This is a genomic window from Kitasatospora sp. NPDC059827 (assembly GCF_042731675.1).
Lineage (GTDB): Bacteria > Actinomycetota > Actinomycetes > Streptomycetales > Streptomycetaceae > Kitasatospora.
In genome coordinates this window covers 86,824-109,517 of sequence record NZ_JBHWIV010000022.1, presented here as the reverse complement: position 1 = coordinate 109,517, position 22,694 = coordinate 86,824, and the positions used below count along the sequence as shown (strand labels likewise).

Annotated in this window: 21 protein-coding genes; 5 read left to right on the top strand and 16 right to left on the bottom strand. The window is 75.0% G+C overall.

The window, feature by feature from the left end:
• Positions 1-72: 72 nt before the first annotated feature.
• The 3 genes from ACFV8H_RS16715 to ACFV8H_RS16705 form a co-directional block, all read right to left on the bottom strand.
• Positions 73-1,167, bottom strand: a complete 1,095-nt coding sequence (locus ACFV8H_RS16715) for an alanine racemase (RefSeq protein WP_380400372.1) — start codon at positions 1,165-1,167, stop codon at positions 73-75.
• A 118-nt stretch (positions 1,168-1,285) separates the two neighbouring features.
• Positions 1,286-2,110 carry an SDR family NAD(P)-dependent oxidoreductase gene (locus ACFV8H_RS16710; RefSeq protein WP_380400371.1) on the bottom strand — a complete coding sequence of 275 codons (825 nt, stop codon included), beginning with the start codon at positions 2,108-2,110 and terminating at the stop codon, positions 1,286-1,288.
• Positions 2,111-2,225: 115 nt separating this feature from the next.
• A complete protein-coding gene (locus ACFV8H_RS16705) occupies positions 2,226-2,807 on the bottom strand; it encodes a CGNR zinc finger domain-containing protein (RefSeq protein ID WP_380400369.1) in 582 nt (193 codons plus the stop codon).
• 88 nt (positions 2,808-2,895) lie between these two features.
• Between ACFV8H_RS16705 and ACFV8H_RS16700 the strand changes: the two genes are divergently transcribed.
• Entirely contained in the window at positions 2,896-4,419 is a 1,524-nt protein-coding gene (locus tag ACFV8H_RS16700; RefSeq protein ID WP_380400367.1) for an FAD-dependent monooxygenase, read from the top strand.
• Here the strand turns inward: ACFV8H_RS16700 and ACFV8H_RS16695 are convergent.
• On the bottom strand, positions 4,393-5,601 hold the full coding sequence (locus tag ACFV8H_RS16695) for a hypothetical protein (RefSeq protein WP_380400365.1): 1,209 nt from the start codon (positions 5,599-5,601) through the stop codon (positions 4,393-4,395). The genes ACFV8H_RS16700 and ACFV8H_RS16695 overlap by 27 nt on opposite strands.
• A 99-nt stretch (positions 5,602-5,700) precedes the next feature.
• Here ACFV8H_RS16695 and ACFV8H_RS16690 point away from each other — a divergent pair, with 99 nt between their 5' ends.
• Positions 5,701-6,630, top strand: coding sequence for a DUF4232 domain-containing protein (locus ACFV8H_RS16690; RefSeq protein WP_380400363.1), 930 nt, complete (start codon positions 5,701-5,703; stop codon positions 6,628-6,630).
• Here ACFV8H_RS16690 and ACFV8H_RS16685 read toward each other — a convergent pair whose 3' ends face one another.
• From ACFV8H_RS16685 to ACFV8H_RS16650, 8 genes are all read right to left on the bottom strand, one after another.
• Complete coding sequence (locus ACFV8H_RS16685; RefSeq protein ID WP_380400361.1) at positions 6,631-8,160, bottom strand: IPT/TIG domain-containing protein; 1,530 nt, start codon at positions 8,158-8,160, stop codon at positions 6,631-6,633.
• Between the two features lie 157 nt (positions 8,161-8,317).
• Positions 8,318-9,397 (bottom strand): alcohol dehydrogenase catalytic domain-containing protein, encoded by a 1,080-nt coding sequence (locus ACFV8H_RS16680; protein WP_380400359.1) that lies wholly within the window; start codon positions 9,395-9,397, stop codon positions 8,318-8,320.
• A 9-nt stretch (positions 9,398-9,406) separates the two neighbouring features.
• Positions 9,407-10,234 (bottom strand): sugar phosphate isomerase/epimerase family protein, encoded by an 828-nt coding sequence (locus ACFV8H_RS16675; protein ID WP_380400357.1) that lies wholly within the window; start codon positions 10,232-10,234, stop codon positions 9,407-9,409.
• On the bottom strand, positions 10,231-11,061 hold the full coding sequence (locus tag ACFV8H_RS16670; RefSeq protein ID WP_380400355.1) for an SDR family NAD(P)-dependent oxidoreductase: 831 nt from the start codon (positions 11,059-11,061) through the stop codon (positions 10,231-10,233). Before ACFV8H_RS16670 ends, ACFV8H_RS16675 begins: the two co-directional genes overlap by 4 nt.
• Positions 11,058-12,257, bottom strand: coding sequence for an alcohol dehydrogenase catalytic domain-containing protein (locus ACFV8H_RS16665; protein WP_380400353.1), 1,200 nt, complete (start codon positions 12,255-12,257; stop codon positions 11,058-11,060). The genes ACFV8H_RS16670 and ACFV8H_RS16665 overlap by 4 nt, the downstream gene beginning before the upstream one ends.
• Positions 12,254-13,411, bottom strand: a complete 1,158-nt coding sequence (locus ACFV8H_RS16660) for an ROK family protein (protein ID WP_380400352.1) — start codon at positions 13,409-13,411, stop codon at positions 12,254-12,256. The genes ACFV8H_RS16665 and ACFV8H_RS16660 overlap by 4 nt, the downstream gene beginning before the upstream one ends.
• Complete coding sequence (locus ACFV8H_RS16655; protein ID WP_380400350.1) at positions 13,408-14,667, bottom strand: sedoheptulose 7-phosphate cyclase; 1,260 nt, start codon at positions 14,665-14,667, stop codon at positions 13,408-13,410. The genes ACFV8H_RS16660 and ACFV8H_RS16655 overlap by 4 nt, the downstream gene beginning before the upstream one ends.
• A 259-nt stretch (positions 14,668-14,926) precedes the next feature.
• On the bottom strand, positions 14,927-15,385 hold the full coding sequence (locus ACFV8H_RS16650; RefSeq protein ID WP_380400348.1) for a MarR family winged helix-turn-helix transcriptional regulator: 459 nt from the start codon (positions 15,383-15,385) through the stop codon (positions 14,927-14,929).
• A 170-nt stretch (positions 15,386-15,555) separates the two neighbouring features.
• On the opposite strand from ACFV8H_RS16650, the gene ACFV8H_RS16645 reads away from it, so the two are divergent.
• The 3 genes from ACFV8H_RS16645 (at position 15,556) to ACFV8H_RS16635 (ending at position 19,317) form a co-directional block, all read left to right on the top strand.
• Entirely contained in the window at positions 15,556-16,794 is a 1,239-nt protein-coding gene (locus ACFV8H_RS16645) for an MFS transporter (RefSeq protein WP_380400346.1), read from the top strand.
• Positions 16,795-16,901: 107 nt separating this feature from the next.
• Positions 16,902-18,104: a transposase gene (locus ACFV8H_RS16640; protein WP_380400344.1), complete on the top strand. Its 1,203-nt coding sequence runs from the start codon at positions 16,902-16,904 to the stop codon at positions 18,102-18,104.
• Positions 18,105-18,261: 157 nt separating this feature from the next.
• Positions 18,262-19,317: an FAD-dependent monooxygenase gene (locus tag ACFV8H_RS16635; protein WP_380400342.1), complete on the top strand. Its 1,056-nt coding sequence runs from the start codon at positions 18,262-18,264 to the stop codon at positions 19,315-19,317.
• Positions 19,318-19,393: 76 nt separating this feature from the next.
• Here the strand turns inward: ACFV8H_RS16635 and ACFV8H_RS16630 are convergent, their stop codons facing one another.
• From ACFV8H_RS16630 to ACFV8H_RS16615, 4 genes are all read right to left on the bottom strand, one after another.
• Positions 19,394-20,641, bottom strand: a complete 1,248-nt coding sequence (locus ACFV8H_RS16630) for a hypothetical protein (protein WP_380400340.1) — start codon at positions 20,639-20,641, stop codon at positions 19,394-19,396.
• A complete protein-coding gene (locus tag ACFV8H_RS16625; RefSeq protein WP_380400338.1) occupies positions 20,631-21,260 on the bottom strand; it encodes a SigE family RNA polymerase sigma factor in 630 nt (209 codons plus the stop codon). Before ACFV8H_RS16625 ends, ACFV8H_RS16630 begins: the two co-directional genes overlap by 11 nt.
• 100 nt (positions 21,261-21,360) lie before the next feature.
• Positions 21,361-22,050 (bottom strand): phosphatase PAP2 family protein, encoded by a 690-nt coding sequence (locus ACFV8H_RS16620; protein WP_380400337.1) that lies wholly within the window; start codon positions 22,048-22,050, stop codon positions 21,361-21,363.
• Positions 22,051-22,111: 61 nt separating this feature from the next.
• Positions 22,112-22,543, bottom strand: coding sequence for a GNAT family N-acetyltransferase (locus tag ACFV8H_RS16615; RefSeq protein WP_380400336.1), 432 nt, complete (start codon positions 22,541-22,543; stop codon positions 22,112-22,114).
• Positions 22,544-22,694 lie beyond the last annotated feature (151 nt).

The window sequence follows — 22,694 nt, the reverse complement described above, 5'->3', positions numbered from 1 at the left end:
GGTTCGGCCGAACCCACCCGCCCCCTGCCGAGCGTCCGCCCGGTCGTCGGTCAGCCGCCGTTCAGCCGCCGTTCAGCTGTTGGCGCCCCGAGCGGCCACCGTCCAGCGGTCGACGACCTCCCCGGCCCGGACCACCTCGAGGGTGTCGGCCAGGTTCACCGGCGTGCAGACGTGGACCGGGACGACGGCGACCCGGGAGCCCAGGCGGGGAGTGGGCCCGCCCTCGGGCAGCACGACGGTGGCGTGGTGCTCGGACAGGGAGGCCACCACCGCATCCGGGTGGTCCGGGAGGTAGCCGTGGCCGCGGACCCAGGGCGATGCGTCGGAGCCCAGCACCTTGCTGCCCGCGTCGAGCACGAAACGGCCGGGGCCCGGGCTGCTCACCACGGTCGCGAGCGCGTAGAGCCCGAGGTCGTCCGCGGTGCAGCTGCCGATGGCCAGCTGGGTCGCGTCGTTGAAGACGTACACCCCCGGGCGCAGTTCGTTCACGGCGCCGGACCGCCACTGCCCGGCCGTCGGCGTCGATCCGCCGCTCACCACCGGCACCGCGATCCCCACGGCCCGCAGCGCCTCCGCGGCCTCGCCGAGCGCCCGTTCCTCGTCGCGGGCCGCGTGCTCGCGGGCGCGGGGGTCGTGGCCGTAGCCGTGGCCGGGGAAGGTGAAGACGCCCGCCACCTCCAGCCCGGCGTCGACGGCGGCGAGGCCGATCTCGGTCGCGTCGGCCGGAACGACCCCGGTCCGGTGGTGACCGGAGTCGATCTCGATCATCACCTGCACCGGGGCCGCCGCTCCCCGCAGCGCCCGCCCCAGCCGCCGGACACCCTCCACGGAGTCCGCTCCCACCCGCAGGGCGACCGAGTCCGCGAGGGCGCGCAGGCGACGGGCCTTGGCGTCGTCGACCCACAGGGGGTAGGCGATGAAGAGGTCGGACACGCCGTTCGCGGCGAAGACCTCCGCCTCGCCGACGGTGGCCACGCTCAGGCCCACCGCACCGGCGTCGAGCTGGCGCCGCGCGATCTCCGGGCACTTGTGGGTCTTGGCGTGCGGGCGCACCGCGAAGCCGCCGTCGAGGGCCGCCGCGCTCATCCGGGCGATGTTGCGCTCCATGACATCGGCGTCGACGACCAGCGCGGGGGTCGCCGGCTCCTCGGGGAGATGTGTGCTCATGCCCCATGATCACGCGTCCGGCCGACCTCCGGTTCCCGCCGCGCCCCCGGTACGTGTCCGCGCCCCTGCCGCCCCTGCCGCCCCGCCGCGCCGGGGCCCGTGCGGCCCGTGCCGCCCGTCAGGCCTCCGCCGGACCGGGCCCGTCCGTCTCGGCAGCGCTGGGCGCGCCCGGCGGGATCGGCCCCAGGTAGGTGCCGCCGGAGGCGTCGACGGTCTGGCCGGTCACCCAGCGGCCGCGCGGGCCCGCCAGGAAGCCGACCACGTCCGCGACGTCCTCGGGCGTGCCGATCCGGCCCAGGGCGGTGATCGACTCGAGCCCGGCCATCGCCTCGGGGGCGCTGGTCCACGCGGAGGTCATGTCGGTGAGGATCACGCCCGGGTTGACGGTGTTGACGGTGATCCCGCGCCGGCCGAGGTCGTTGGCGAGCGGCGCGGCGAGCGCCTCCAGGGCCGTCTTGCTGACGGTGTAGCCGATCTGGAGCGGTGAGGCGATCCGGGCGGCCGCCGAGGCCACGTTCACGATCCGGCCGCCGTCCCGCAGCAGCGGCAGGGTCCGCTGGATCACGAAGAGCGGCGCGCGGACGTTGACCGCCATCACCCGGTCGAAGTCCTCCTCGGTGATCTCGCCGATCGAACCGGCCAGGTGCACGCCCGCGTTGTTGACCAGGATGTCCAGGCCGTCCTCGCCGTGCTCCGCCAATCCGGCGGTGAGGCCCTCGAACAGCCGGTCCGGCCCGTCGCCCCGGTCGAACCGGGCCGGCACCGCGAACGCCCGGCCGCCCGCCCCCTCGATCAGCTTCACGGTCTCCGCGGCGGCCTCCTCGTTGCCGCCGTAGTGCACCGCGACCAGCGCCCCGTCGTCGGCCAGCCGCCGTGCGACCGCCCGCCCGATCCCCCGGGACCCGCCCGTCACCAGCGCCGTCCTGCCGTCCAGCTCGCCCATGCCCGCCGTCCCTCCCACGCCCTCCCGGCCGCATCCGGGACCGGGCCCGGTCGTCCCGCCCCGAAGCCGGACGACCCCTGATACCTGCCCGCTGCCGCGGGCCTGATGTGCGGGCTCAGTCGCCGGTCCGTCGGGCGGCCCGGTGGGTGGCGACGCGGACGCGGGTGGCGCAGCGGGGGGTGCAGTAGCGCTGGGGGGTGCGGCGGCCGGTGTCGATGTAGTGGCGGCCGCAGCCCGGGGCGGCGCAGCGGCCCCAGGCGCAGGTGCCGCGTTCGCTGAGCCACAGGCCGAGGGCGAGGGCGGCGGTGGAGAGCAGCCAGTGGGTGAGGCCGGCGTCGGCGGGGGCCCGGGTGTGCAGGGACCAGGGGCGGCCGGGGAGCCGGACGAGGTGCGGGCGGGGCGGGTAGCGGTCGAGGAGGGCGTTGATCGCCTCGGCGGCGTGGTCGGGGTCGTCGGTGTCGAGGACGGCGATCACGGGGGCGGTGGCCTCGCACAGTTCCCGGGCGTCGGCCTCGGTGAGGTGGAACGGCGGACCGCCGTGGCGGTCCAGGAGGGCCTGGAGCTCGGCGGCGCCCGTGTCGGGGTTCGCGCGGACGGTGTTGGCGAGGTCGGCGAGGAAGTGGAGGCCGCGGGGGTTGTCGTCGGGGCCCCGGGAGGGGGCGGGGGCTTCGGGCGTCGGGTCGGGGGTCCGGGGCATGGTGTCGGGGTGTCCTCGTCTCCTGGGTGCTCTCTGCCGCCACCATGGTAACGTCAAAAATCGAGAATAGCCGTTACGAAGGAGTGGCATGCGATTCCCGGCAACGACCTCCGTGCTCATCGTCGGCGCAGGCCCCGTCGGCCTGACGCTGTCCCTCCTGCTGTCCGGCCACGGCGTGGACCACCTGCTCGTCGAGGCGCACCCCGACACCTCCCGGCACCCCAAGGCCCGTGGCGTGTCGGCGCGTTCGATGGAGGTGTTCCGGCGCTGCGGCCTGGAATCGGAGATCCGGCGGGCCGGCCTCCCGCCCTCCCAGGTGTACTTCTACCGCGGCCGCACCCTGGTCGACCCGGACTTCGTCCGCACCGGGGTCGCCGCGCCGGACGGCCCCGAGCGGACCCCGTCCCCCGGGCTGATCTGCTCCCAGGACGCCCTGGAGGCCGTCCTCGCCCGGCGCGCCCGGGAACTCGCCCCGCAGGCCGTCCGGTTCGCGACCCGGCTGGTGGCGTACACGGAGGACGCCGACGGCGTGGAAGCCGTCCTGGAGGAACGCGGCAGCGGCGAGCGGCACACCGTCCGCGCCGACCGGCTGATCGGCTGCGACGGCGCGTCGAGCACCGTCCGCGCGGCCGCCGGGATCGCCATGGCCGGGCCCACCGGCCTCGGCCACTTCCTCGGTGTCCGCTTCGAGGCGCCCCTCGGCGAGGTCGTCGCCGACCGGGCCAGCGCCTCCTACTTCCTCACCGAGCCCGGCCGGGGCGGCTTCCTCGCCGTCGACAACGACCGGCGCTGGATCTACCAGCACCCGTACGACCCCGGCCGCGACGACATCACCGCCCTGCGGGCCGACCACCCGCGGCTGGCCCGGCTGATCCGCGAGGCGGCCGGGCTGCCGGGCCTGGCCGTGACCGTCCTGGACACCACCATCTGGCGGATGGACGCCCAACTCGCCGACAGCTACCGGAAGTCCAGGGTGCTCCTGGCCGGCGACGCGGCCCACGTGACGCCGCCGACCGGCGGGCACGGCATGAACGCCGGCATCGGCGACGCCGACAACCTCGCCTGGAAGCTGGCCGCCGTCACGGCCGGTACGGCCGGCGACGCGCTGCTCGACAGCTATGAGGCCGAACGCCGCCCCGTGGCCCGCCAGGTCATCGACATCTCCCTCGCCAACTCCCGTGCCCGCACCAGCTACCGGATGGACGACGAACTGCTGCTCACCGCGGCCTACACCTCCACCGCCGTCCTCCCCGCCACCCCGGCGCCGCGCCCACCCCTCGACCCGGACGGCGCCCACCCCGACCCCGCCCCCGGCACCCGCCTCCCGCACCTGCCGCTCCCCACCGGCTCCACCCTCGACCTGGTCGGCCCGGGCTTCACCCTCCTCACCGCCGACGCCACCTGGCAGCGCCACGCCGACACCGCCACGGCTGCCGGCCTCCCCATCACCCTCCACCTCCTCCCCGCCGACCTGATGCGGCCGCTCGCCCTCCCATCCACCGGCGCCACCCTCGTCCGCCCCGACGGTCACATCGCCTGGCAGGCCCCGCACCCGGCCGCCGAAGCGACCCAACTCCTCGACGTACTACGGCAGATCCTCGCCCGCCCCTGAGTCGCCCGCCCCTGAGTCGTGTGGACCTGAGTGGTGTGGACCTGCTGTCGCGTGGGCTGGGCCGGTCCGGTCGGACCGGAGAGCGTCCGCCCGTTCCACGAGGTGGTCCAGGACCGCGAGGGTGAGGTCCGCGAGGTCGGTCCGCGTGAGTGAGCCGACGTCGAGCCGGAACTGGGTCGCCAGGCGCCGCCGCCTGTCGTGGAAGAAGACCGGATGCAGTCGGGGTGTGCTCGCGCCGCTGACGAGCCGGTCGCGCCAGCCGGCCAGGACCTCGGGATCGGCGGGGCCGTTCAGGCCGTCGTGCTTGTCGGCGCGGAGCGCTGCGGCCAGTTCCGGACGGCCCCGCCGGCGAAGGCCCTCCTGGACGGAGGACAGCGCCATCGCCGGTTGCAGCTCCACGGCCAGGTCGTGGGCTTCGAGCACGGCTTCCACCGTCGGCCTGTCACCGGTGAGGACGTCGACGCACGGCCGGAACAGCCACGGCTGGGTGGGCATCCCACGGCCGGGGCAGCGCAGGTCCACGGCGATCCAGGCGTGGTCGGAGCCGGAGGGGTGGTGTCGCCAGGCCATCACCATCGGGTTTCCGCCGCTGGTGCTCAGGGCGCTCGCTTCGGCCGCGCCCGGATGGTCGCGGCGCAGCGCGTCGTCGAGGTCGAGGGCCGTGCGACGGCTCACCACGTCCGGCACGTACCAGCCGGAGGAACTCCCGATCGCACCGTCGGCCTCCGTGTCCCAGCTGTGCAGAACGTCGGTGATCCCGCGCGCGAGCCACGCGGCGTGCGGATCGGCGGCCGAGTGCCACGCGTGGAAGATCGTCACGAGGCGCAGCGGTCGCCACGGCTCGGTGGACCGGGCGGCGTCGAAGGTGCAGAAGAACAGGGCCGGTACGGGATCGAGGGTTTCGGCCCAGGCCCGGTAGCGGTTCAACTGATCGTCGTGCTCGTCGGAGGCGCCCTTCATCTCCAGCACGGCCACGGGACGGTCGTCCGATCGCCGGTACACCACGAGGTCCAGGCGGCCGGCAGCCTGTTTGACCTCGCGTCGACACCGGTACGTGCCGGGGGCGAGGCCGAGCAGGTCGATCAGGGGCCGGGGATCACGCTCGAACAGGAAGGCCAGCAGGTCGCTCAAGCTGTTCTCGTTGGCGACCAGTCGTTCGAGGGCAGGGCTGGGTTCCGGCATCCGAGGATCATCCTCCACCGGCGGCGACGTTGCGGGGCTGTTGCAGGGGGAGTGACGGCGGTCACGGTGGGGTGGGGTGGTTCGTGATCGGATGGTCGGATGGGTGAGTTCGGGATGGGTGGGGTGGTGCCGGTGAGGCGCGGGGTGGGTGCGGTCGGTGCGGTGGCGGTGGTGGTGCTGCTCGCGGGGTGCGGGAGCCAGGTGGCCGGGGTGGGTGGGGGGCCTTCGGCTTCGGCCGCCGGCTCCGGCAGTGCGGGGCCGTGCGGGGTGGCGTCGGCCTCGCCGGGGCCGGTGGCGAAGGACGGGGTGCGGATCACGGCGGCGAGTGCGGCCTGCGCGGAGTACGAGGTGACCAACCCGGGCGGGGAGGCCGCCGATGTGACGGTGGTGTTCGGTCGCACGGGGGCGACCGGGGGTGTGCTGGACAACGAGACGAGGACGGTCACGGATCTCGCGCCGGGGGCGACCGCGAAGGGGCGGGTGGAGCTGGACGGGAAGACCTCGGCGGTGAAGGTCGTCAAGGTGCGGAGCGTGCCGAGCGCCGAGGCCTCGCGCCCGGACGGGCCGTGTCCGGCCTCCGGGGTGCGGGTGAGTGCGGACGACGGCGACGCGGCGATGGGGTTGCGGGTGGTGGGGCTGCACCTGCGCAACTGCGGGACGGCCACGGTGAACGTCAACGGCTACCCGGAGCTCCAGCTCCTCGACGTGGCGCACAAGGCGGTCGACGGCGTGCAACTCCTGCACGGGGGTGCGCAGATCGCGAGCGGCACCGGGGCGGACGACCCGCCGCGGCCGTTCGCGTTGAAGCCGGGCGAGGGGGCGCGGTCCACGCTGGCGTGGCGCAACACCACCGAGGCGGGCGCCGGAGGCCCGGTGGACGCCCCGTACCTGCGGGTCCGGGCGCTGCCGGGCGCCGCGCCGGTGATGGTGGTGCCGGAGCTGGACCTGGGCACGACCGGGCGGTTGGGCGTCGGCGCCTGGGTGCGGGAGGACGGGCAGCCGTCGGCGACCAGGCCGCCGGCGCGGTGATCACGACTCCGGGGAGGGGTCCGGGGACAGTTCCAGGTAGCTGAACTCGTTCTGCGGTCCGGCCGGGGAGGAGTAGCCGTTCGACAGCACGGTCACGTTGACGGTGCTGGGCTTGCCGAGGCCGATGGTCGGGGCGGGCGCGGTGGCGACGATCCGGTACGGCAGGTCGACCTGCGGCGACGCCACGGGGTTGGCGCCGAAGAAGACCTGGGCGTCGGCGCCGAAGTTGACGCCGGTGACGGTGACGGAGGCGCCCCTGCGACCGGTGTCCGGGAAGAGGCCGGTGGTGATCACCGGCGCCGGGCCGCCGTAGGCGAACTGGCCGAAGGGGACGGCCGGTGAGGTGCCGAGCTCGGTGGTGACCCGGACGGCGACCACCCCGGCGCCCGCGGGCGCGTGGAGGCTGATCGCGAGGCCGTCGCCGCTGACCGCCAGGTCCTGGACGGGGACTTCGCCGAAGTCGACCGCCGTGCCCGGGCCGAAGCCGCTGCCGGCGACGGCGAGCGCGGTGCCGCCCTCCCCGGTGTTGGCGGACAGGGCCCGCACCACCGGGCCCGCCAGCACGTCGGGGGCGCCGAGCAGGCCCAGGTAGGTGGAGTCGGCGTGCTGGAAGGCGAGCTGGCCCGCGAAGTCCGGGAGGGACTTCTTGACGAAGTCCGGGTCGTGGGTGTGGCCGTAGTCGATGGTCAGCGGCACGGCGTCGCCGGGCTGGGCGTACCGGTTCGGGCCGGGCAGGCCGGCGATCGCCGAGAGGACGGTGGTGACGTCGTCGTTCGCCGCCGGGCCGGGGGGAGTCGGGTACCAGTCCTCGGCGTCGTCGAGCGAGGTCCAGGCGAGCGGCACGACGTCGTAGGGGTTGTAGTAGCGCGCGTTGACGATCCACGGCAGGGAGTCGACGTAGTCGGCGAAGTCCGGGCCGCCGGCGGTGGGGGCGGCGAAGGTGCAGAGGCCGAACTGCGGGGTGCCGCCTGGCCAGGACAGGGTCCGGAGGTAGGGCGCGACCATGGTGGCGATGCAGCCGCCGAGGCTGTGGCCGGTCACGTACACCGCGGGGTTCGGCGCGGCCCCGGCGAGGGCGTCGGCGAGTGCCTGCACCAGGGTCACGCCGTCGCCGCTCATCGACACGACCTGGGTGAAGGCCGCCATCGCGCCCTTGGACACCGACACCGGCGCGGACGGTGAACCGACGGCGGTGCACGGCACCACCGTGCCCACGTCGAGGTCCTCCAGCAGGTCGGTCACGTTGCCGACCGTGCCGCGGATGACCACGGCGAAGCTGTTGGCGGCGGGGGCGGCGGCCAGGTACGCCAGATTGGCGCTGCCGGGGCCCAGCGCCAGCCACCGGAGGCTCCAGTCGGTCCCGGTGGCGAGGCCGGCGCAGGCCAACTGCTGGGTGATGCCCAGGAGTACCCGGCTCCGCTGCTCCGGCACCGGCTCCCCGGACGGGCGCGGGGTGGCGGCGGTCGCCGCGATCGCCGCGAGGGTCATGGCCACCTGGGGTGTCATCGGTGCGGTCTGCGCCGTCGTCATGCTCGCTCCTCGGGAAGCGCCTGCTCGGACAGGGAGGATCGTGTCCGATCGGTTTCCCGCCACGCCCGTCCGACGCGGAGTCGGATCCCCGTGTCACGCCACCGGGCGAACACCGGCCCCGGCTGCGAAGCCGGTGCGCGCGCCCGTCCGGTCGGGGTCAGGGCGCGAGGTCGATGATCACCTTGCCGGGGTGGTCCTCCCGTTCGGCGGCGATCTCGGTCATCCGGCGCGGGAAGTCGGCCAGGCCGATCCGCAGCGAGGTCAGCTTCTCCAGCGGGAAGGTGAGCGGGTGTTCGGCGCGCAGCCGGAAGCCCTCCTCGTAGTCCTCGCGGTGGCAGCCGTAGGCGCCGGCGAGGTGCAGCCGCTTGCCGTGGTGCTCGACCGGCTCGATGAGCTCCTGGCGGCGGATGGTGTCGACGTCGGCCCGGCCGGGCGGGTAGGTGTCGCCCCGGCGGGTGCCGCCGTAGACGAAGAGGACGGCGCCGTCGACGGCCAAGTCGCTCGCGGTGTCCAGGAGTTCGGTGGTCGAGACGGTGGTCGCCACGATCACCACGTGGTACCGGTCCTGGTGCTGCGGCGCCTTGGCGTCGGTCAGCGGGTGGATCTCCTCGGGGGCGAGCAGGCCCTGCTGCCGGGCGAAGGCGCGCCGGGCCTCGCCGCGGTTGAAGACGGTGGGCGAGGCGCCCAGGTGGCGGGCGTACAGGGCGAAGGTGAGGCCGGCGCAGCCGGCGCCGAGGACGGCGACGCGCTTGCCCCGCAGGTCGGTGAGGGCGGTGAGTTCGAGCAGTTTGCGGAGCGCGTGCACGATGCAGGCGAAGGGCTCGGGCATCCAGACGGCGTCCCGGATGCCGGCCTCGGGGACGCGCACCACGGCCTGGTCCAGCTGCGCCTCGGTGCCGTGGACGAAGACGTACTCGGCGAAGCCGGTGGTGCGGGTGGGGGTGATGTTGGGGTTGAGGGTGACGAGTTCGCCCGCCCGGAAGCCGGTCCGGGCGCCGGCGAAGGCGACGGTGCCGACGAGTTCGTGGCCGAAGAGCGGGCCGCGGTCCTCGGGGACGTCGCGCGAGCCGACGACCTCCTTGGCGTCGGCGCGGCAGATGCCCAGGTGGTCGGGCTTGATGAGGACGGTGTCGGCGCGGAGCGCGTCGTGGGGGAAGGGGCGGGTGCCGAGGCTCACCACGCCGTCCCGCAGGGTGGTGGTGGCGTACTCGGCCGGGAGGTTCGGCGCTTGGGGCACGGGGGCTCCTCAGGGGCGGGGGGCGGACGGCTGGTGGGTGCGGGCGAGGTCGCGGGCGCGTTCGAGGTCGAGGGCGAGGCGGACGGGGTCGCCGTCGCGGTGGTCGTTCTCCAGGACCAGCGCCTCGGGCCGGAACCCGTGCGCGGTGAGGGCGGCGAGGGCCTCCCGGACCGGGCCGTCCCCGTCGCCGAGGAGGTCCCGCGCCACCACGCCGCCGGTGCCGTCCTTGAGGTGGACGTGGGGCGCGAGCCAGGGGTGGACGGCCTCGACCAGGGCCACCGCGTCGACCCCGGCGACCCGCGGGTTGTAGGTGTCCAGCAGCAGCCGGAAGCCGTCCGCCGCGACCTGGTCGACCAGACGGCGGGCGCGCGCCGGGTCGAGGTCGTTCTCGTTGGCCAGCAGCAGCCCGCGGGCCCGGGCCTCCGCCGCCGCCCAGGCCAGCACGGCGGCCGTGCGGTCCAGTTCCGCGCGGTCGGTGACGGCGCTGCGGCGGAAGCTGGGGACGAAGGCCAGCGGGGCGCCCAGGGCGTGGGCGGCGTCCAGCACCCGGATCAGGACGTGTCGGACGCGCAGCGCGTCCCGGCCGCCCGGCGGGGCGTGCAGGCCGATGTCGTTGAGGGTGTTGCCCGCGACGGCGAGCGGTCGGACCCGGAGTCGGGCGCAGCGCTCCAGGATCCGGTCGACGGTGCCCGGCGCGTCGAGCCACGGCCCGCGGCCGGGGCCGCCGAGGTCGAGCTGGAGGCCGTCGGCGCCGGCCCGGTGGGTGAGCCGGACCGCGTCGAGGTGGTCCCCGGGCAGGCGCCAGCCGGCCAGCCCGAGGAGCGGGGCGGCGGTCACGAGGCGGCGCCGGAGACGGCCCTGGCGGTGGCGGTGGCGGTAGCGGCGGCCGGGACGGGGCGGCTCTGGGAGAGCGGCAGCCCCTCGCCGACCGGGCGCCAGCCGCCCTCGGGGTCCACCACCAGGTGGGCGCCGTGCAGACCCGCGCCGGCCGTCGCCGCGAGCTCGCGGGCCAGCGGGGCGAAGCTCGCCGGGCGCATGTAGGCGGTGTAGTCGAAGCCGTCGGGGCGACGGCGCCGGATCCCGGGGGTGTCGACCATGCCGGCGGGCAGGGCCTGGACGATCCGCAGCGCCTCGGTGCCCGGCAGTTCGGCGGCCTCTTCCTGGGCGACGGAGTCGAGCAGGGCGGCGGCGCCCGCCTTGGTGGCGGCGTAGCCGGAGCGGCCCGGCCCGGCGTTGTAGACGACCTCGGAGGAGATGCCGAGGAACACCCCGGGACGGTCGGGTCGGCGCAGGGCCGGGACGGTCCAGGAGAGGGTCAGCCAGAGGCCGTGCAGGTTGACGTCGAGTTGGCGGCGCCACTCGGCCTCGGTGCACTCGCGGAAGAGGGTCCGCCGGTCGCCGTAGTGGACGGCCGAGTAGCAGACGGCGTGCAGCGGCTCGGTGCTGGCCAGGGACAGGTTCTCGGCGACCCGGTCGGCGTCGGTCAGGTCGGTGGCCGCCCAGCGCAGCCGCTCGGCCCCGGGCCCGGCCGGGCGCGAGCGGCTGAGCACGGTGACGTCCAGTCCGGCCTCGGCCCAGGCGTCCGCGACGCCGCGGCCGATGCCGGTGGACCCGCCGACCACCAGGGCGCGGCGGCGGGTGCGGTCGGGGGCGGGGGCGGTCACTGGGCCTCCAGGGGTGTGGGCGGCGCCGGGGCGAAGCGCACCGCGAGTTTGACGAGCCGGCTCCCGGCGACGCTGCGTCCGCCGCCGGCCGAGAGCCCGGTCATGATCCGGGCGGCCTCCGGCGGCCCGACGACGTGCGTCACCAGGTCGCGGTAGGCCTCCGGGTGGTGGCACAGCTCGGCGGCGGCCTCGGCGAGGTGGTCGTTGCCCACGCCGCGGTGGCCGGTCAGCCGGACGCGCCGGCCGGCGGCGGTGCGGGCGGTGGTGAAGGCGTACGGGACGGGGTGCCCGGCGCAGTTGGCGGCCCGGACGGCGGCCAGGTCGACGCCGGGCAGTTCGGTGACGGCGGCGCCGGGCGGGAGGCCGCCGAACAGGTCGACGGTCAGGTCGCCGGTCGGGTCGTCGGTCGTGTCGTCGGTCGGGGCGTCGTCGAGGCGGTCGGAGAGCCCGGGGCCGCCGAGCCGCAGGGCGGCGGCGAGCGCGGCGAGGGTCCCGTCGCGCGGGGTCGCGAGCAGGGCCGCGACCGGCCCGGGGCCCACCGGGGGCACCGGGTCGAGCGTCAACTCCACTCCGGGGAAGGCCCGTTCAGCGCTCCATGCCAGGCCGTCCGGGGTGTGGTGGACGAGCAGGACGCGGACGTCGGCGCCGAGCCGGCGGCGGGCGGCCCGGACGGCGAGCTGCCCGATCGTTCCGTCGCCGTACACCACCAGGGTCCGGGGACGGCCGGTGGCCAGCAGGCCGAGGGCGTACCGGACGGCGGCCAACGGCTCGATCAGGGCGCCGAGCACCGGGTCGGGCTCCTGCGCCAGCGGGACCACCAGGCCGTCCCGGACGGCCGTCGCCGGGATCAGGGTGCGTTCCTGGAGCAGGCCGTCGACGTTGTGCCCGAGCAGGAAGGACGGGTCCGTCCGGTGGGTCGGGTTGACCACCACCGGGGTGCCCGGGCGGCGCAGGGCTTCGGGGACGCCCGGGCCGGCGGCGACCACCCGGGCGATGCCCTCGTGGCCGATCACCGGTGCCGGGTCGTCGCGCAGCCCGCGCAGCATCTGGATGTCCGTCCCGCACAACCCGGCGACCTGGGTGGCGACGAGGAGTTCGCCCGGGGCCGGGGCCTGGGTGGGGCGCAGCCGCAGCCGTACGCCGCCGGGCTCGCGGACCAGCGCGCGGTGGCTGGGGACGCGCTCGGCCGTGGTCATGTCGACGCTCCGGCTCCGGCCGCGATCCCGGCCCCGGCGAGGCTGTCGGCCTCGCCGGGGGCGGTGACGGTGATCCGCCGGTGCAGCCAGTCGGGGGTGCGGTCGCTGGTCAGGTAGAGGCCCTCGCGGGTGAGGTGGCCCAGCAGGGCGCGCCGGTAGTGGTGGCCGAGGCCGTGGACGACGCCGCCGGTCAGCACCACCTCGTCCAGCTCGGGGTCGAGGCAGAGCGCGGTGCGCAGGACGGCCGCGACGGGGGCGGTCGCGGCGTCGAGCAGGTCGGCGGCGAGCGTATCCGGCCCGGGGTGTCCGTCCTTCCCGTCCTGCCCGTCCTTCCCGCCCTGCCCACCCTCGGTGCCGTACTCGTCCTGCTCGTCCAGGGACCGGCGCAGTGCCGTCTCGAAGGCGGTGCCGCCGGCGGTGAGCCGGCCGAGCCGGGAGGCCGCCCAGCGGGCGGGCTCCCGGCGGGCGAGGGTGTCGGCCAGCCGGGCGATGCCGGGGCCGGAGGCGTAGGCGGCGAGATGGCCGGGCCGGCCGCAGTCGCAGGTCAACTCGATGGTGCTGCCCAGGAGTTCGGCGTGCACCGGCAGGTGGCCGATCTCGCCCTGCAGTCCGCTGTCGTCGACCGGGATCCGGCGCTGCCGCTGGTCGAGCACCCGGCAGGCGATGCCGGAACTGATGGTGGCCAGCAGGACCTTGCGGTGGCCGCTGCGCTCGGCGGCCGCGGCGGCGTGCAGCAGGGCGGCGGTGACGTCGTTGACGATGTGCCACCGGACGTCCGGGCGCCGGGCGGTCAGCGCGGCCCGCAGGTCGTACGGTTCGCTGTGCTCGCCCCACAGCGGGGCGGAGGCGTAGACGAGCCCGGAATGGTGGTCGAGGGCCGCGCCGAAGGAGATGCCGACGACGGGGGCCGGGGTGTGCGGCACGCCGGCGCACAGCTGGCGGACCATCATGTCCTGGAGCTCGGCGACGGTGGCCGAGGGGAAGCGCTTGAAGCTGGGGGAGGGGTGCGTGGTGCGGGTCCCCAGCCCGCCCCGGCGCTGCCAGACGGCCCGGCGGATGTGGGTGCCGCCGACGTCGAAGACGGTGATGTCCGCAGGCGCGTGGCCGTCCGGCGAGGCGTCCGGCGAGGCCTGCGGCACGGTGCCCGCGCTCATACCGCCGCGCCGACGAGCTCGGCCCGCGCATCCGTCGTCCAGGCGCCGATGAACTCCAGGGCCCGGCCGAGCTCCGCCGGGGTGAGGTCGTTGGCGAAGACGACGGAGCCGATGCCCCGGGTGAGCGGGACGCGCTGGAGGCCGTCCCGGTGCTTGACCGCGTCGGCGAGCGCCTCCTCCAGCAGCTCCTGGGTGAAGATCGGGTGGGCGACGGGGAGTCGGAAGCCCTGGAGGAGTCTCAGTGCCCGGTCGGTGTCGTGCGCGGAGAGGTGGCCGCGGAGGTGGGCGAGGGCGAGGCAGATCGCCATGTCGACGGCGACGGCCTCGCCGTGCAGCAGGGGCGGGTCGGCGCGCAGTTCCAGGGAGGGGCTGAACGTGTGGCCGTAGTCGACGGAACGTTCCAAAACCTGTTCCCAGAGGTTGGGTTCCAGCTCGTCGAGCATCCCGGAGATGGCCCGGGAGAGCACCTCGCTGACCGCCGAGCCGCAGCCGCCCAGGGTCTCGGGGGTGATGTCGCCGACGGTGGCCTCCAGCAGGTCGAACAGGACGGCGTCCTTGACCAGCGCCATCTTGATCACCTCGGCGGTGCCGTTGGCGACGTGCCGGGGGTCGATGGTGCGCAGGAAGTGCGGGTCGATCAGGGCGAGTTCGGGGGCGAAGTAGGCGCCCAGGCGGTTCTTGTGGTGGCCGTGGTTGATTCCGGTCTTCACGCCGATGCCGGCGTCGATCTGGCCGACCAGCGTGGTGGGGACGCGGATGTAGGGCACGCCGCGGCGGTACATGCTCGCCGCGAAGCCGACGATGTCGAGGACGACGCCGCCGCCGACGGCGACGACCTTCTCGGCGCGGCGAAGGATGCCCATCCGGGACATGGCCTCGGTGACGAGGACGGCCTGCTCCAGGGACTTGGCGTCCTCGTCGCCCTGGACGACCTGCCAGGTCGCGTCGATCAGCCAGCGGTCGAAGTAGGCGGCGAAGCGCTCGTGGTAGAGGGTGTCGACGGCGGAGTCGATCGCGAGCAGGCAGCGGAAGGGCCTGCCGTGGCCGCCGCCGACGGCGCGGGCGAGGGTGGGGTCGTCGAGGTCGAGCAGTCCGCGCACCATGCTGACGCTGTAGGCGACGGGCTGTTCGGCCCGGATGTTCCAGTGCAGGCCGGGCGGCTTGGGGAGATCCGCGACCGGGTTCAGGCCGGTCGGGCGGTGGTGTGCGGTCGGGCGGTGGTGCGTGGTCGGGCCGGGGAGTGGGGTACCGGGCATGACGAAACCTCCGTGAGCGTCCTCGAGCGGGGGAGTGGGCGGTGGGAACGAGTCGACCGTCCGCCTGTTGTCGGCCTCGAACGCTAGTGCTCGATCCGTATACACGGCAACGTGATAGCGGTCACAGTAGATGCATTCGAATGCATATTTCTGGGCTGTTACTTCGCATGGAGTCTTGTTGCGGGGAGGTGAAGCGGCATGAAGCGGCCCCGGTCGCGGGCGGTGGCCTGCGACCGGGGCCGGTACGGAGAGGGGCTGCTCAGTCGATCGGCACCGCGGGCGCGTACCGCAGCCGGGCGACGAGCGAGGCGGTGGAGTCGCTCAGGGCGGCCGAGTCGAGCGCCTCGGCGAGGGCCTTGCGCAGGGTCTGCTCGGCCTCCCCGGCCAGCCGCCGGCCGGCCTCGGTGATCCGCACGTCCACCCCGCGCTTGTCGTCCAGGGCGCTGCGCCGCACCACCCACTCGGCGTCCTCCAGGCGGGCGGTCATCCGGCTGACCGAGGGCTGGTTGGCGCCGAGGGTCTTCACCAGGTCCGACATCCGCAGGGTGCCGTCGCGCTGCTCGGCGAGCGAGAGCAGGAGCAGCAACTCGCTCATGGAGACCCCGTGGCTGCGGGTCAGCCGCCTGCCCGCGGTCGCGTTGACCTGCTCCATCAGGCGGGTGAGCTGTCGCCAGATGGCGATCTCGTCCCGCCCGCTCCCCGGTCCCCATGTCTCCATCGACGCGGCCCCTCACTGAGTCCTTCGGAACGTTCTGCTTGTCCGTCCGCCACTGTTTTCCAGCGTAACTCTTTGCGGCAGTTGACCACCCAGGCACGTTCGTCCATTATCTATATGCAATCGCATACATCATCCTTGAACCTGGCTCCCTACGAAAGGCTTGGGTCGCCATGCCACTGCCCCTCCTGGCCCTGATGCTCGGAGTGTTCTGCGTCGGCACCGCCGAGGTCGTCATCGCGGGGATCCTGCCCGAGATGTCCGCCGATCTGGACGTGACCATCCCGACCGCCGGCCTGCTGGTCACCGGCTACGCGCTGGGGGTGACGATCGGGGGGCCGATCATCACCCTGCTGACCACCAAGTGGTCCCGCAAGGGGCTGCTGCTCACCCTGATGGGCGTCTTCATCGTCGGCAACGTCATCGCCGTGCTCGCCCCCAACTACCCCACGCTGATGGGCGCGCGCATCTTCACCTCGCTCAGCCACGGCACCTTCGCCGCCGTCGCCTGGCACGTCGCTGCCCTGATGTCCCCGCCGGACAAGCAGGCCACCGCGATGGCCAAGATCGCGCTCGGCTTCAACTTCGCCAACGTGCTCGGCTCCCCGATCGGCACCTTCATCGGACAGCACTTCGGCTGGCGCGCCACCTTCGGCTACGTCACCGGCTTCGCCGTGCTGTGCCTGCTGCTGATCGTCAGGTTCGTGCCCGGCGCGCTGTCCACCGAGGGCGAGGGGGGCGCGGAGGGGAGCCTGTCGCTGCGCGAACAGATGAAGGTGTTCCGCAAGGGGAGCCTGCAACTGTCCATGCTGATCACCGTGTTGGCCCAGGGGGCGGTCTTCACCACCTCCACCTACCTGGCCCCGCTGCTGCGCGACATCGGCCACTTCGCGCCCGCCATGGTCGGCATCCTGCTGATCGTCTTCGGCATCGGCTCCGTCCTCGGCAACATCCTGGGCGGCAGGGCCGCCGATGCCAACGTGATGCGCGGCGTGCTGCGCGCCCAGGTCGCCCTGCTGGTCGCCCTGCTGCTGTTCTGGCTCGCCGCGCCCCACCAGGTCCCGGCCGCGATCGCGCTGTTCCTGTTCGGCGCCGCGGGCTTCTCCATCATCCCGGCGCTCCAGGCGCGGATCCTCGCGGTGGCCGCCGCCGCGCCCGCGCTCGCCCTCTCGGCCAACGTCTCCGCGTTCAACCTGGGCAACGGGCTCGGCGCCTGGCTCGGCGGCGCGACCATCGACCTCGGCTACGACGCCCGGGCCGTCACCCTCACCGCCGCCCTCGCCACCGCGGTCGCCCTGACGCTCTCGGTGCTGATGTGGGCCCGCGGCCGCCGCGAGGCGCCGGAGCCCGCCGCTGCCGCGCCCGCCGCCCACGCGGACGGTGTGGACGCCGAACTGGCCCGGAAGGCCTGACCCCCGGAGCCCGGACTCCCCGCCGTGCGCCGCCCGCCGTCCCACCGGTGGGCGGCGCGGCGGCGGTTTTCGGTCACCCCGGGCGAAGGGGAAATAGGCTTGCCGCCATGACCGTTCGCGCTGGTGTGGACACGATCTTCACTCGACCCGCGGAGCCCGACACCCGGCGCCGGACCGCCCGCCGTACGCAGTCCGATCGCACCCTGTCCGATCGTGCCCCGTCCGGTCGCACCCCGTCCGTCCGCCCGCCGGGCACCACGGACCCCGGACCGACGGCCGGCGGCGTCCTGGACGAGCTGTCCGAGGTGCTCTTCGCCCCGCTGCCGCGCAGCGACCAGCGCGCCAAGGGCGCCCTCTACCTGCGTGGGCTGATCGCGGCGGAGGGCCGCAAGTCGATCCGGAACATCGCCGCCCAGGTCGGCGGCCCCGAACTCGCCCAGAGCCTGCACCACTTCATCGCCGCGTCCACCTGGGACTGGGAGCCGGTCAGCAGGGCGCTGCAGCGCCACGCCGACAACGAACTGCGCTTCACCGCCTGGGTGGTGCAGGCGCTGCCGGTCCCCCGGAAGGGCCGGCAGGCGATCGGCATGTGGGGCGTGGCCAGCGACGTCACGGTGCCGGTCAGGTGGCACCTGGTGCCGTTCGGCGAGGCGGCGGCCGGGTGCGTCGCGGCGGCCGCCCGGGTGTGCGACCCGAGCACGATCGGGCCCCGCCCGGTCGTGCTGGACCTCCCGGGGGCCGAGCTGGGGCCGGTCTTCGACCGCTACGCGCGGGCGGGCGCGCCGCTGCTGTCCGCCGTCCCGGCCACCCTGCCGGTGCTGGACCAGGGGGCGGGCCGCGGTGCGGGCCGCAGCGCTCGCTCGCTGCCCGCCGCCCGGGTGCTGCAACTGCACCGGATGCTCCGCCGGCCGGTGGAGTGGACGGACCCGGCGACGGGCGCCGTGCGCCGGAGCCTGGTCGGCGGCGTGCCGGTGGAGTGGGCCGGGCTGCCGCTGCTCCTGCTGGGGCAGTGGGACGCGGGGCAGGAGCAGCCGGTCGGCTGCTGGCTGACGAATCTGACGGCGACGCCGCTCGGGGTGCTGCTGCGGCTGGCGAAGCTCCCGCGGCGGGTCGAGCAGGACTTCGCCGGGTCCGCCTCGCACGTCGGGGCCCTGGACGACTACGAGGGGCGCGGTGCCGACGGCTGGCACCGCCACATGACCCTGGCGGCCGCCGCGCACGTGGCCCAGGTGGTGGCCGCGGCGCGGGCCCGGGTCCGTCCGTGGACCCACTGCATGGTGTCGATGGAGCGGATGGGCCGCTCGTTCTGAGCGTCCGAAGCGGGAGCCATGGCGCACCGACCACGCAAATCGGACATCGCAGGTTTCAAACCTCGGAGTTCGTCATGTGTCACCTCGGCGGGAGGTTCTGACACAGGCAACGTGACCGCATCGCCCGGTCCGTCCCCCCGGAGCCATCATCGGAAGCATGCGAATTCTGGTTGCCGGCGGTGGTGTCAGCGGTCTGGCCACGGCGGTTGCGCTGGGGGCGCGAGGCCATCACGTCCTCGTCCTGGAGCAGCGGCCGGTGCTCACCGGGGGCGGGGCGGGCGTCCGGCTGGCGCCGCACGCGTTCCGGCTGCTGGACCTGCTCGGCGTCGGCGACGCCGTCCGCGAACGGTCCCTGGTGATCGACGAGTTCCGGGTGATGGACGGCGCGACCGGGGAGCCGGTCAGCTCGATCGCCCTGCCCGCCCGGCACGGCGACGGCCGCCCGACGCACGCGACGGCCCACCGGCTGGACGTCTACGAGCCGCTGCTGGAGGCCTGCTGGGAGCTGGAGGCCGTCCAACTGCTCGCGGACAGCCGGGTGGTCGGCTACACCGAGCACGGCGAGTCGGTGGTCGCGACGCTCGCCGACGGGCGCAGCGTCACCGGCGACGCCCTGGTCCTCTCCGGCACGGCCCGCTCGGTCGTCCGCCGGGACCCTCGGTGGGCCGATCGCACCCCGCGGTCGCGGCTCGCGGTCTACCACACCGTCCTCCCGATGGAACTGGTGGCGGGCCGCTGGCAGGACGGCGCCGCCACCAGCTGGGTCGGCGCGCAGTGGCAGGTGGCGCACTTCCCGCTGCCCGACTCCCGTTACCTCAGCCTCTCCGCGACCCGCCACCGGCACGGCGGAGCGGACCTGGACGGTACCCGGGTCGACCTGGAGCAGGTGCTCGCGGCCTTCCCGGAGATCGGCTATGCCGCCCGCAACGTGCTGACCATGGGCCGGGACTGGCGCGCCTGGACCGTCCCCGACCGGGCCGCCGGGGCGGGCCGGGTCCGCGGCCGGGTCGCCCTGGTGGGCGAGCGCGCCGAAGCGTCCGGCCCGCTGGAGGACCCGGGCGGCCTGCGGCACGCGCTGGAGGACGCCGTCGACCTGGGCACGGGCTGGGACGCCTCGGCGGGTGACGCGCTCCGCTGGCTCGCCGACTTCGACGCCCGCCGCGCCGCGCCGGCCCCGGAGGTCGCGACCGGCTGCGGCGGCGGGCTGCGCTGACCGCACCGCCGCCGGAACGGCGCCCCGGCCCCGGGTGAGCGTCAACTCACCGTGCCGGAGCGCCGGTTCCCTCCGCTCAGCGGTGCCAGGCCGGGTCGGTCACGATCGCCTTCAACCGGTCGGTGTCGAGCGCCGGATCGCCCGGGCGGTAGGTGTAGGAGTTCTCGCCGTTGCCCTCCGAGATCTGCACCTGGCTGCCGTCCGGGTAGTGCACGGCGGCCAGCCAGTGCAGCACCGGGTCGGTCGCGGTCTTCCCGTCGCCGAAGCGGTTGGTGACGACGACCGTCCCGTCCGGCCGCTTCTCCCGCACCTCCAGCGGGGTCGGCAGTTCGCCGTCCATTCCGGCGAGCTCGTCGCGGCCGCGCTGGGACGGCGGGTCCGCGCTGACCACCAGCCGGCTGGTGCGGCCCTCGAGCGCGACGATGAGCGCGCCGTGCTCCGGGTCCTGGCTCTGCACCTCGGCCCCGGCGGGCAGCAGCGGGACGAGCTTCGCGAGCAGGCCCGGGCCGGCGGGAGTGGTGGCGGTCGGTGCGGGCGTCAGGCCGGCGGCCGGTCCCGGGGTGCCGTCGGCCGGGCGGAGGGTGGCGAAGATCCGGTCCCAGGCAGGGGAGGTGACCAAGGCCGTCAGCTGGGCGGCGTCGAGCGGCGGGTTCGGCCGGTTCGCCGTGGCGGGCTGCCCGTTGTACTCGATGAACTCGATCCGCCGGCCGTCCGGGGCCGCCCAGGTGACCCGCCATTCCCGGCCGTTCTCGGGGTGCAGGCTGCGCAGCTTGTCGATCACCAGGACCGAGCCGTCCGGCCGGACCGTCCGGTCGCAGGAGTCCTGCGGCATCACGGTCGGGTCCATGCAGACCGCGCTCACCTCGGGCTTGAAGTCCGTCCGTTGGGCGCTGAACATGACGATGCTCGCTCCCGCGCCGTCGTCGAACAGCAGGGTGGTGCCGGTCTGGTGCGGGTCGGCGGCCCCGCGCGAGCGGCCGGTGAAGCCCGTCACCGTGCCCTTCGGCAGCAGCTCGGTGTACAGCGCGCTCAGCTCCTGGTCGGACATCGTCGGCAGGGCGGGGCCCGGTGGGCCGACCGGGCCGACCGGGCCGGAGGTGCCGCCGCGGACGGCCGCGAAGGCGCCGGCCCCGGCCAGCACCAGCACCGCGAGGCAGCTCGCGAGGACGGCCCGGCGGTTGCGCCGCCGACGGCGGCCGCGCTGCTCGGCCTGTGCGGCCAGGGCGTGGTGCACCGGCTCGGGGGCCAGCTCGGCGGCGCCGCGCAGGGCGCGGGCGAAGCCGTCGGTCAACGCGTCCGCGAATGCGTCGTCGTCACTGGGCATGGCGCAGCACCGCCTTCCGAGAGGGGCCGTCGGGGCCGGTCTTCGCGCTGGGTCCGTCCGTCGCCGTCCTGCTACCTGTCGCCGTCGATCCGCTCAGGACGGCGTCGAGGTCCTCGCCCAGTACGGCGCGCAGCCGCGCGAGGGCCCGCCGGGAGCGGGTGCGGACGGCGGCACTGCTCAGCCGCAGCACGGCGGCGGTCACCTCGACGCTGCGGTCCTCCCAGAAGCGCAGCACCAGCACCGCGCGGTCCGGGGCGGGGAGTTCGGCGAGGGCGCGCAGCAGGGTCAGCCGCAGCGCCGGGTCCGGGTCGTCGACGCCGACCTCGGGGAACTCGTCGGTGACGCGCTCGGAGGCGCTGCGCTTGCGCCGGTAGGAGAGGAAGGTGTTGACCAGGACGGTCTGGGCGTAGCCGCTGGGGTTGTCCAGCCGGGATATCCGCCGCCACTTGACGTAGATCCGGCCGAGGGCCTCCTGCACCAGGTCCTCGGCGAGGTGGGCGTCACCGCCGGTGAGCAGGAAGGCGGTGCGCAGCAGGTGCCGGGCGCGGGCGGCGACGAAGTCCGGGAACTCCGGCCAGGGTGGTTCGGGCGACGCTGCCGCACGCGATTCTTGATCCATACCTTGGTAACGCGGTGGGCCCGGCATTGTGTGACAGTCCGTTCGCCGGGGGTTCGTCAGGCTTTCGTCAGAGTGCTGTCGGAACGCCGTCGGAGCGCCGTCAGGGCGCCGGGCGCGGCTGCCGGGCCCGGCGGGAGCCTACCCGGGGCAGGGCGGCGGTGCCGAGGGCGAGCCAGCCGGCGGCGAGCAGCCAGCCGCCGAGGACGTCCAGGGGCCAGTGCACGCCGAGGTAGATCCGGCTGAGACCGACGGCCGCCGCGAACAGCAGGGCGCCCGCGACGGCGGCCCTGGTGGCGGCCGGGTGGGCGCGGGTCACGGCGAGGGCGAGCAGGCCGGCGCAGAGCGCGGAGGTGAAGGAGTGGCCGGACGGGAAGGAGAAGCCGGACGCGGCGGTGGCCCAGTCGGCGTGCGGTGGGCGGGGGCGGGCGCAGGCCGCCATGAGGCCGTAGCGCAGCAGTTGGCCGGCGAGCAGCCAGAGCAGCGGGGCGATCAGCAGCAGGACGGCCCGGCGGGTGGGGCGCGGGGCGGGCAGAGCCCGGACGGTGACGGCGCCGGCGGCCAGGGCGAGCAGGTAGGGCACCGCGCCGGTGCCGAGCGAGGTGACCACCGCGGCGGCCGTCCGGGCGGCGGACGGCCGGTGGGCGGCGCTCCAGTCGGCCGCGTCCCGCTCGAAGCCGTACGGCGCCCAGCCGTGCTCGGCCAGCAGGGCCGCCAGGGCCGCGAACAACAGCAGCGCGACGGCGGCCGCGGCCGCCCACCGGCGGGGCCGGGCGTTCGGCGGGTGGTTCATCGTGGCGGGCGCCCTTCCTCGGCAGACGGGGGTGCGGGCTCGCGCCCCGCGGCCGGGGCGGTCAGCCCGCCGCCATCGGACGGTACATGCCGATCGAGTCGTGGGTCGCGGTGTCCTTGAAGCCGAACCGCTCGTAGAGGAGGCGTGCGGGCCCGTCCGCGATCAGCGAGACGTAGGCGGTGGCGGGTGCCCGGCGGTCCAGTTCCTCGGTGAGGGCGGCCATGATGCGCTTGCCGAGGCCGCGGCCCTGGTGGGCCGGGTGGACGCAGATGTCGACGATCTGGAACGCGGTGCCGCCGTCGCCGATGATCCGGCCCATGCCGATCGGCTCGCCCTCGTGGTGCAGGACCACGCCGTACCAGGTGTTGGGCAGGCCGATCGCGACGTCCTCGGGGGCCCGGTCGGAGAGGCCCGCGTCGGTGCGCAGGCGGCGGAAGACCTCGACGGTGGGGACACCCGGGCGCAGCTCGTAAGGGTCATTCGTGCTTGTCATACATTACATCGTACAGGTCGGGTGTGACGGATCCCGCTCCCGGCGCACGGGCCCGAACCCACCGGTCCGCCGCCGCCCGTCCGCACGGCGATCATCCTTGACGGAGCGTCGGCGGGTGACGGAAAGCCCGGATCCCGCGCCCCGGAGACCC